The organism is Halomonas sp. KM072, from assembly GCF_050710315.1.
In the GTDB taxonomy this organism is placed as follows: domain Bacteria; phylum Pseudomonadota; class Gammaproteobacteria; order Pseudomonadales; family Halomonadaceae; genus Vreelandella; species Vreelandella hamiltonii.
Genome location: NZ_CP136132.1, coordinates 782,121 through 792,433, shown reverse-complemented (window position 1 = coordinate 792,433; position 10,313 = coordinate 782,121). Strand labels below are relative to the sequence as shown.

Sequence of the window (10,313 nt, the reverse complement as noted above, 5' to 3'; positions counted from 1 at the left end):
GCCACCCAGGGCAAAAAAAGGTAACCGCATGGTAATTGCAACACCCCAAACCACGACCGCCCAGTGGTACGTCATCCAATGCAAAGGCGGTGAATCCTTCCGCGCTGCCGAACACCTCGCCAACCAGGGCTACGAGGTGTTCCACCCCGTGCTGGACGTCAAACGCAAACGGCAAGGCAAGCTCACTACCATCACTGAGCCGCTATTTCCCTACTATCTATTCATCCGTTTAGACCAGGTCATCAGCAACTGGCGGCCCATCCGCTCTACGCGTGGCGTCCTGCGCCTGCTCACCTTTGGCAACACGCCCATCGCCGTACCCGACGCCCTCGTCGACACCCTGCGTGCCCAGCCCCATCGCCAAGAAGGCAGCCACAGTTACTTCACCGCTGGTGAAAAAGTCACCATCACCGACGGCCCCTTCAAAGATCTAGAAGCCATCTTCACCCGCTGCAAAGGCGAAGAACGCGCCATCGTATTGCTCAACGTCCTCCAACGCCCACAACACGTAGAACTACCGGTTGAAAGCTTGGAAAAGCGGTGAAGCGAATGGCGAATGGCGAATGATGGTAAACGGTGAATGATCAACCGTAGCGCGGCGTAACGAATCTTGCGAGGCACGAGCAAATGAGGCACCCGCGGGGGCGGCGATAGCCGCCTGATCAAGCCACCGCAAATCATCAAACCTCGGTGCCACCATCGGCACTCCTAGCGGAGTGCTTCGCGGGTGCGCTCCGCTTACGCCGCGCTACGAGTGCCTGCCTCAAGTGTCGTAAAACCTATCAACACGGAGCAACTGCACATACCCGTAGCGCGGCGTAACGACTGAGCGAGAGCAACGAGCGAATGAGGCACCCGCGAAGGGCGGCGCCAGCCGCCCTGATTGAGCCACAGCACCTGATCAAATCTCGGCGCCCTCATCGGCATCCCTAACGGGATGCTTCGCGGGTGCACTCCGCTTACACCGCGCTACGGGGTCATCGCCCATATTGGGCGAGGGGCATGGGCATGGGCACGGGCACCCCCGTAGCGCGGCGTAACGATTGAGCGAGAGCAACGAGCGAATGAGGCACCCGCGAAGGCGGCGCCAGCCGCCCTGATTGAGCCACAGCGCCTGATCAAATCTCGGCGCCCTCATCGGCATCCCTAACGGGATGCTTCGCGGGTGCGCTCCGCTTACACCGCGCTACGGATACATCGCCCATATTGGGCGAGGGGCATGGGCACGGGCACGGGCACCACCGTAGCGCGGCGTAACGATTGAGCGAGAGCAACGAGCGAAGGAGGCACCCGCGAAGGCGGCGCCAGCCGCCCCGATTACGCCACCATAAACAACCACACCACCGCCGCCCATGTGCCCTCATCGGCAACGCTCCCGCGTTGCTTCGCGGGTGCGCTCCGCTTACACCGCGCTACGGATACATCGCCCATATTGGGCGAGGGGCATGGGCACGGGCACGGATACCCCCGTAGCGCGGCGTAACGACTGAGCGAGAGCAACGAGCGAAGGAGGCACCCGCGAAGGGCGGCGCCAGCCGCCCTGATCACGCCACAGCGCCTGATCAAATCTCGGCGGCCTCATCGGCATCCCTAACGGGATGCTTCGCGGGTGCGCTCCGCTTACACCGCGCTACGGGGTCATCGCCCACATTGAGCGAGGGGAATGGTCATGGGCATGGTCACGGGCACCACCCCCGTAGCGCGGCGTAACGACTGAGCGAGAGCAACGAGCGAATGAGGCACCCGCGAAGGGCGGCACCAGCCGCCCCGATTTCGCCACAGCGCTCGATCAAAACATCGGGCACAGGTAACCCCCCCCGCACGAAAGATGCACTCCCTTCCCAATCAAGGTACGCTTACCCTAAATTCACTGCAGGGAAGCAGCCCTTGGCCACCTACCGACGCGCGCACATCCCCGGCGGCACCTACTTCTTCACCGTGGTAACCTACGGCCGCCAACCGCTCCTGGCGGACCACCTCAACATCAACGCCCTGGGCCGGGCCTTCCGTCGTGTGAAAGAAGAACGCCCCTTCACCATGGACGCCTTCGTCCTGATGCCCGACCACCTGCACTGTATCTGGACACTCCCCGAAGGAGATGCGGATTACTCCTCCCGATGGAGAGACGTCAAAAAATATGCCTCTCAAGAATTCTTGCTTCCCCCCGGCAGCCCACATGCTTGGCAGCGTGGATTTTGGGAGCACGTCATCCGCGATGAGAACGATTGGCAGCGCCACATGGATTACATCCATTACAACCCAGTGAAGCACGGCTGGGCACACGCCCCTCGCGAATGGCAGTGGTCCAGCTTTCACCAATGCGTCAAGAAGGGATGGTACGAGCCAGACTGGGGTACGCAAGACATACCTGAAGTGGCCGACATGAGCTGGGAGTAATCCTCCGCCTTCCTGGCTATCGGGTGCGCGATAATGGTGCCCAACTGCCGTAGCGCGGCGTAACGAATCTTGCGAGGCACGAGCAAATGAGGCACCCGCGGGGGCGGCGATAGCCGCCTGATCAAGCCACCGTGAATCATCAAACCTCGGTGCCACCATCGGCACTCCTGGCGGAGTGCTTCGCGGGTGCGCTCCGCTTACACCGCGCTACGGGTGCCTTCCCTTGAGTACCGTAGAACCTACCAACACTGAGCGCTTGCACATACCCGTAGCGCGGCGTAACGAATCTTGCGAGGCACGAGCAAATGAGGCACCCGCGAGGGCGGCGATAGCCGCCTGATCAAGCCACCGTGAATCATCAAAGCTCTGTGCCACCATCGGCACTCCTAGCGGAGTGCGTCGCGGGCGCGCTCCGCTTACACCGCGCTACGGGTGCCTTCCCTTGAGTACCGTAGAACCTACCAACACTGGGCGCTTGCACATACCCGAAGTGGCCGACATGAACTGGGAGTAATCCTCCGCTTTCCTGGCTATCGGGTGCGCGATAATGGTGCCCAACTGCCGTAGCGCGGCGTAACGAATCTTGCGAGGCACGAGCAAATGAGGCACCCGCGAGGGCGGCGGATAGCCGCCTGGATGATGCCACCGTGAATCATCACACCCCTCGGTGCCAACCTCGGCACTCCTGACGGAGTGCTTCGCGGGTGCGCTCCGCTTACGCCGCGCTACGGGTGCCTTCCCTTGAGTACCGTAGAACCTACCAACACTGGGCGCTTGCACATACCCGTAGCGCGGCGTAACGAATCTTGCGAGGCACGAGCAAATGAGGCACCCGCGAAGGCGGCGGATAGCCGCCTGATCAAGCCACCGTGAATCATCACACCTCGGTGCCAACTTCGGCACTCCTAGCGGAGTGCTTCGCGGGTGCGCTCCGCTTACACCGCGCTACGAATGTCCCCATACAACAAAGGAGGGGTTCAAGGTCTCGGCAGGGTTGGCGTAGATAAGCGGCTGCCCTTCCAGGGTCTCTATTCGACCACCTGCATAACGCACGACGGCATGGGCGGCAGCGGTATCCCAAAGACTAGTGGGGCCGAAGCGGGGGTACACATCGGCTTTACCTTCCGCAATCAAACAACTTTTCAAGGAGCTTCCCATGGGCTGAATCTCATAAGCGCCCAGCGTCTCCAACCAAGCGGACAAGGCAGGGCTTGCATGTGAGCGGCTGCCCAGTACCCGCCATACGCTTCCTGGTGAAGGTTTGCCGGCCACTTGAATCACATGGCGCTGTCCATCAGCGTCGATTCTAAAAGCCCCGATACCGTCTGCGGCGATATAAGCCACCCCCAGCGCAGGCGCCGTGACGACCCCCAAAATAGGCGCACCGTGTTCAATCAGCGCAATATTCACCGTAAACTCATCATTACGCTTGATGAACTCTTTGGTGCCATCCAGCGGGTCGACCAGCCAATAGCGGCCCTCTTTCCCCACGCCTGAAAAGCCCTCTATATCTTCTTCCGACAAGATCGGCAGCGTCGTCGAGAGGGCCTCCAACCCGCGCCGTATCACTTGATGCGCCGCTCGATCCGCCTCTGTGAGCGGGCTGTTATCTTCTTTAAGCGTGACATCAAACTCACGAGCATACACGGCCATAATGGCGCGATCAGCGTCCTTGGCAATGGCCAACACCTGTTCGAGTAATTCCCGCATACTCCCCCCAGATAGTAAAAAACCGCCCATAGGACGGTTTTCAAACACTCATCATTCAACAGCTCGTCAAACGTCGTAACCCGCCTCGCGGGCAAGCGTAGTATTGGCTTGCAGCCAGCCTTCGATGTGTCCGCAATCGAAGGTGCGGCCATGCATGCGGAACGCCTGCACGGTTTGACCTTCTTGCATCAAGCGGTCGATGGCATCGGTTAGCTGGATTTCATTACCCGCACCCGGCGGCTGGTCGCGTAGCAGCTCCATGATGCGGTACGGCAGCACGTAACGGCCAATGACAGACAGGCGCGACGGCGCATCTTCCGGCTTGGGCTTTTCCACCACGCCACGCATGGTGGCGCTCTCCCCCGCGGCTGGCTCATCGCAGTCGACAATGCCGTAACGGTAAACGTCTTCTTGCGGCACCGCTTCTACCATGATTTGCGACGCATCCGAAGCTTCCCAGCGCTCGACCATGCTGCCCAAGTCACACGCGCTGCTGTCTACCTGGGGTTTGACCAGTACGTCCGGCAGAATCACCGCGAAGGGCTCGTCTTTGTCTAACAAGTGAGAAGCGCAGTAAATGGCGTGCCCTAGCCCTTTCGCATTGGGCTGACGAACGCTGGTCACTTTCAGCTTTTTAGGGGAAATGGCCGAGAGCGTTTCCAGCAGCGCATTTTTACCCTTGCTGGCCAGCGAGTGTTCGAGTTCAAAGTGGGCATCGAAGTGGTCTTCAATGGCTGATTTTCCGGCACGCGTGACCAAAATGATTTCGTTGATACCTGCGGCCAGCGCCTCTTCCACTACGTGCTGGATAAGGGGGCGATCCACCACCGGCACCATCTCTTTAGGAATCGCCTTGCTGATCGGCAGCAGGCGGGTGCCGAATCCAGCCACCGGAATGATCGCTTTGCGTACTTGAGTCATCATTAACGTCCTTTTATTGAGCGTGCCTTCCACGATAAGTCATAAACATCGAACCACGCCAAACGATATGCAATAGACATGCCGAACAATATAGCAGGAACGCCTCTACCGGAGCGAGCCTAGTACCACCTTCGGCACTCCTAGCGGAGTGCTTCGCGGGTGCGCTATCGCTTACCACGCGCTACGAGTGTCTGACCGCCCCGTAGCGCGGCGTAACGAATGAGCGAGAGCAACGAGCAAATGAGGCACCCGCGAAGGCGGCGGGTAGCCGCCTGGATGAAGCCGCCGTGAATGATCATACCTGGGTGCCACCATCGGCACTCCTGGCGGAGTGCTTCGCGGGTGCGCTTCGCTTACCACGCGCTACGAGTGTCTGACCGCCCCGTAGCGCGGCGTAACGAATGAGCGAGAGCAACGAGCAAATGAGGCACCCGCGAAGGCGGCGGGTAGCCGCCTGGATGAAGCCGCCGTGAATGATCATACCTGGGTGCCACCATCGGCACTCCTGGCGGAGTGCTTCGCGGGTGCGCTTCGCTTACGCCGTGCTACGGGTGCCTGCCTTGCATATTGTGGAGCCACGTAACGTGTGAGGTGCCCACTTTGCTTCGCTTACGTCCCGCTACGTGAATTACTTACCCTTTCAATACGCCTGATAAAAGCGCGGTGGCGCTTTCGATCAACTCATCCAAATGCTGCGGGCCTTTGAAGCTTTCGGCGTACACTTTGTAGAGCGATTCCGTGCCGCTGGGGCGGGCGGCGAACCAGCCGTTTTCGGTGGTGACTTTCAAACCACCAATGGCGGCTTGGTTACCCGGCGCTTTGACCAACACGGCAGTGATGGGGTCTCCGGCCAAGGTGGTGTCGGTGATGCTATCGGCGGTGAGGTTTTTGAACGCGGCTTTCTCTTCCGCGCTGCAGGCGGTATCGACCCGTTTATAGAACGGTTCGCCAAAGCGATCGGTGAGGGTTTGGTAATACTCACTGGGCGTTTTGCCGGTAACGGCCATAATCTCAGCGGCTAGCAAGCACAGCGCGATGCCGTCTTTATCGGTGGACCACGCCTCGCCTGCTTGGGTAAGCAGGCTTGCGCCAGCGCTCTCTTCACCCCCAAAGGCTAACCAGCCTTCGTGCAAGCCATCCACGAACCACTTGAAACCAACCGGCACTTCAAACAACTCACGGTTGTGCGAGGCCACAACGCGGTCGATCATGGAAGACGAGACCAGCGTTTTACCAATTTTCAGTGAATCGCTCCACTGCGGGCGGTGGCTGATCAGGTAATCCACACACACCGCCAAGAAATGGTTCGGGTTCATCAACCCGTTAGCATCCACAATGCCGTGGCGGTCGGCGTCCGGATCGTTGCCAAAAGCGATATCGAAGCGGTCTTTGATTTTTAGCAGATTCGCCATGGCATCCGCGCTGGAGCAGTCCATGCGGATCTTGCCGTCGTGATCGGGCGGCATAAACCCGAAGCTGGCATCAATGGTAGTGTTCACGACGTCCAGGTGCAGGCCGAAATGCTCACCAACCGCCTGCCACACGGGCAGCGCCGTGCCGCCCATCGGGTCTGCGCCCAGCCTTAGGTTGGCGTTCTGGATGGCGGCCATGTCCACCACGCTGCCTAAATGGGCCACGTAATGTGCGGTGTAGTCATACTCCTGGGCGTGAGCTAGCGCCTCTTCCAACGATACCAACGTAATGTCACTTAACTGACGCAGCAGGTACGCATTGGCATGCAGCTCGATCCACTGCGTCGCTTCGGTATCGGCAGGGCCACCGTGATAAGGGTTGTACTTGATACCGCCATCTTCCGGCGGGTTATGGCTGGGCGTGATAATCAAACCATCGGCTTTCGCGGCAGGCATTGCCTCTTGCTGTTGCGCATTGTGCTGTAAGATCGCGTGGCTGACTAAGGGAGTCGCGGTATAGCCATGATCTTTCTCTACCATCACCGGCACCTTATTGGCTACCAGCACTCGCAACGCACACTCCCAAGCGGGGCGTGATAGCGCGTGAGTATCGAGGCCTAAAAAGAGCGGGCCTTGGTAGTCTTCCTCTTTGCGGTAATCTACCACCGCCTGGGTAATGGCGATAATGTGCGCTTCGTTAAACGTGCGCTCGGTGGCACGGCCACGGTGGCCAGAGGTGCCAAAGGCTACCCGCTCGCTAGCAATGCTGGCATCCGGTGTTTCATTAAAAAATGCCGTTACGATGGCTGCCATTTCCTTCTCCCTTGCTAGATATCATTTCTATCTCGCACGGTGTTTACGCAACGATGATAGTAATAAACAAAATGATAAGGCTAACACAGCGCTAATACGCACATGTTGTATCACACCTCAACGCCACAGAGGTTAAGCATCTGCAATCACCAAAAAGCCAGCCGAAAGGCTGGCTGGCTTGACCTACGAACGGACGGATTACGCCAACGACGCAGCGATTTTCTCCGCGCAAGAGGTCGCCTGCTCGGCATCAACTGCTTCAACCATCACACGAATCAGCGGCTCGGTGCCGGATTTACGCAACAGCACACGGCCACTATCGCCAAGCTCCGTTTCTACGTTGGCGACTGCCGCTTTCACCTGCTCGCTTTCTAGCGGGTCGATGCCTTCTACGGCAGTGTAGCGAACGTTGATCAACGTTTGCGGTAGCTTGTGCATGCCCTGCTTCGCCACAAACAGGGTTGCCTCTTGCTGCAATAAGCAGGTGAGTACGCGTAGTGAGGCAATAATGGCATCGCCTGTAGAGGCGTGGTCTAGGCTCAATAAGTGACCAGACCCCTCGCCGCCCAAGCGCCAACCGGTGGCCTTGAGTTGCTCCATCACATAGCGGTCGCCTACTTTGGCACGCTTAAAGGGCACATCCATGGCTGCTAGCGCTTGCTCCAGGCCCAGGTTGCTCATTTGCGTACCGACGACACCGCCGGTATAACCCGATGCCTTGGCATCTTTCGCCAACAAGAACAGCAGCTCATCACCATCTACCACCACGCCCGTATGATCTACCATCATCAAACGATCGGCATCGCCATCCAGGGCAACCCCCATATCGGCCCCATGCTCAATGACGGCAGCTTGCAAGCTTTGCATGGCCGTGGCACCACAACCTGCATTGATATTCACGCCATTGGGCTGGTCATGAATACTGACCACAGTCGCGCCCAGTTCACGATAAACGGCAGGTGCCACCTTGTAAGCAGCTCCGTTGGCGCAATCCACCACGACCTTCAGCCCGCTCAAACTGAGGCTGCTGGGCAAGGTAGCCTTGCAATATTCGATATAGCGCCCCGCGGCATCATCGACACGGCGTGCCTTGCCCAAAAGCTCAGAACTCACACACGTCATGCCGCCTTCAATGGCCACATGAAGCAACCGCTCGATTTCCTGCTCTTGAGCATCCGTAAGCTTAAACCCACCCTGGCCAAAGATCTTGATGCCATTATCATGAAACGGGTTATGCGAGGCGCTGATCACCACCCCGGCATCCGCACGAAAGGTAGAGGTCAGATATGCCACTGCAGGCGTCGGTAACGGCCCTACCAGAGCAATGTTGACACCCGCTGCGGAAAAACCCGCCTCCAGCGCCGACTCCAGCATATAGCCACTGGCACGGGTATCTTTACCGATGATGACCTCTTTAATGCCTTCTGCGCCCAGCACCTGCCCAGCGGCCCAGCCCAGCTTCATGGCAAAATCGGGGGTCATGGGGAACTCCCCTACTAACCCGCGAACCCCATCGGTACCAAAATACTTTCGCATTCTCCAAACCCACCAAACGTATTATGTTAATGGCTGGCGAGCGCCTTAACGCGCTTCACCTAGCAATGTGTTGATATCCGCCTCAGGCACCGCAATTGCATCGGGTGCCGGAAACGCTCGCTGACCACTTATCGGTGCCAAGCGGAGTGGCTCACCGTTGCGTAACCGTTGAAGGTGCCACTCGCTCCAGCTTTCCCAGTAGGCCAGCCGTGCTGGGGAGACCGCATTTTCTTGATGCCCGGTATCTTTAGCGGTCATCAATGAATCGTCTCGGTGCGCGCCAAACGCAAGCGGCTCAATCAAGCGTTTTACGGCACTCTTACCAAAATACAACTTCATGCGCGCCAAGAATTCACTATCTGCCCCGGTACGCACCAAGTCCCAACTGCCCATGCGCTCGATTACCGCACGACGAAACAGTGGCGAAGACGGGTTCAAGCGCGTAAACGGTGCTGCCTGGCGTACAAAAAACGTCCCTTCATCACTTAAGCGAACCCACTGAGACGTGGTCGCCATGATGGCCGGGTGTTTAAGCATGGGAGCCAGTTGGCGGCTAATTTTTTCAGGGTGCGACCAGTCATCTGAATCATGGCAGGTAATGAACTCGCCATGCGCCTGCTGGTAGCCGTAGGTTTTAGCAACGTACGTGCCCGCGTTTTTCGGCAACTGATAACACCGAACCCGGGCATCTTTTTTAGCGCACTCCAAGAGCTGCTCAAAGGTGTTATCAGGGCTAGCGTCATCCACCACGATGATTTCGAGGTGACGGTGCTGCTGAGCCAATAGCGAATCAATCGCACGAACGGCACGCTCTCCCGAGCAGTACGTCGTCATCAGTACACTGACCAGCGGCCCTTGGCTGGCAGACGCGCTTTCATCATCCGCGTGGGCGGGCCTATCCACCGCTGCAAGATTCATGACGCCCAACGGGGCGTGCTCATCAACGGGCCTAACAGCGGCGAGCCCGTGGCGGGCCAAAAATTGATTGATGAAGCCGCACTGTTGAAGCGCCGTGGTGGCAGTAAGGTTACTTTCCACCAGCAACGCTTCAGGATTGGGGGTGTTAGCCGCCTGCTGGTAAGCCTGTAGCCTCTGCTTGGCTAAGGGATAATCCCCCAACCGCATGGCTAAGCCTACGGGTAGAAAAGACGAAGCAGGTAGCACCGCTTCATGGCAGAGCTGTTCCGCCAAAGGGGGCGAAAAGGCAGCGATGGCTTGAATGAACGCAGGCACACGGGCGCCTAGTTGGCCACTTTTCAACAGTGAACGCGCTACTGCCTCGGCTTCCTGTGCTTCCCCCAGAGCCGTTAACGAGGCCGCTCTAGCGAACTGAGCATTCACGTTATCTGGGAAGGCAGGCTGGTTCACCACTGTTTGGTACATTCCCAAGCGATAGTAAGACCACACCCCCGCCGCTGATTGCGCGAACGATGAACCACCCGCCGCCAAGGCCAGCGCGTGCTGCCCCACCCACTGGCGCAGCCGTGCTTTTCCTGCCTTAAACACCTGCATCCTTACTCCTGC

At 58.5% G+C, this 10,313-nt stretch carries 7 protein-coding genes; 2 read left to right on the top strand and 5 right to left on the bottom strand.

Going from position 1 to position 10,313, the window contains the following annotated elements; genetic code table 11:
• Positions 1-28: 28 nt before the first annotated feature.
• Both rfaH and RVM26_RS03595 read left to right on the top strand, forming a co-directional pair.
• Positions 29-544 (top strand): transcription/translation regulatory transformer protein RfaH, encoded by a 516-nt coding sequence (gene rfaH / locus RVM26_RS03600; protein WP_498940860.1) that lies wholly within the window; start codon positions 29-31, stop codon positions 542-544.
• Positions 545-1,887: 1,343 nt separating this feature from the next.
• Positions 1,888-2,397 carry an REP-associated tyrosine transposase gene (locus RVM26_RS03595; RefSeq protein ID WP_498940858.1) on the top strand — a complete coding sequence of 170 codons (510 nt, stop codon included), beginning with the start codon at positions 1,888-1,890 and terminating at the stop codon, positions 2,395-2,397.
• A 945-nt stretch (positions 2,398-3,342) separates the two neighbouring features.
• Here the strand turns inward: RVM26_RS03595 and cysQ are convergent.
• The 5 genes from cysQ to RVM26_RS03570 form a co-directional block, all read right to left on the bottom strand.
• Positions 3,343-4,107 (bottom strand): 3'(2'),5'-bisphosphate nucleotidase CysQ family protein, encoded by a 765-nt coding sequence (cysQ, locus tag RVM26_RS03590; protein WP_498940856.1) that lies wholly within the window; start codon positions 4,105-4,107, stop codon positions 3,343-3,345.
• Between the two features lie 66 nt (positions 4,108-4,173).
• Complete coding sequence (locus RVM26_RS03585) at positions 4,174-5,028, bottom strand: UTP--glucose-1-phosphate uridylyltransferase (RefSeq protein WP_498941703.1); 855 nt, start codon at positions 5,026-5,028, stop codon at positions 4,174-4,176.
• Between the two features lie 632 nt (positions 5,029-5,660).
• Positions 5,661-7,253 (bottom strand): phosphoglucomutase, encoded by a 1,593-nt coding sequence (gene pgm, locus RVM26_RS03580; RefSeq protein WP_498940854.1) that lies wholly within the window; start codon positions 7,251-7,253, stop codon positions 5,661-5,663.
• Positions 7,254-7,451: 198 nt separating this feature from the next.
• Complete coding sequence (gene glmM, locus RVM26_RS03575) at positions 7,452-8,789, bottom strand: phosphoglucosamine mutase (protein ID WP_498940852.1); 1,338 nt, start codon at positions 8,787-8,789, stop codon at positions 7,452-7,454.
• Positions 8,790-8,834: 45 nt separating this feature from the next.
• Positions 8,835-10,301, bottom strand: a complete 1,467-nt coding sequence (locus RVM26_RS03570) for a glycosyltransferase family 2 protein (RefSeq protein WP_498940850.1) — start codon at positions 10,299-10,301, stop codon at positions 8,835-8,837.
• Positions 10,302-10,313 lie beyond the last annotated feature (12 nt).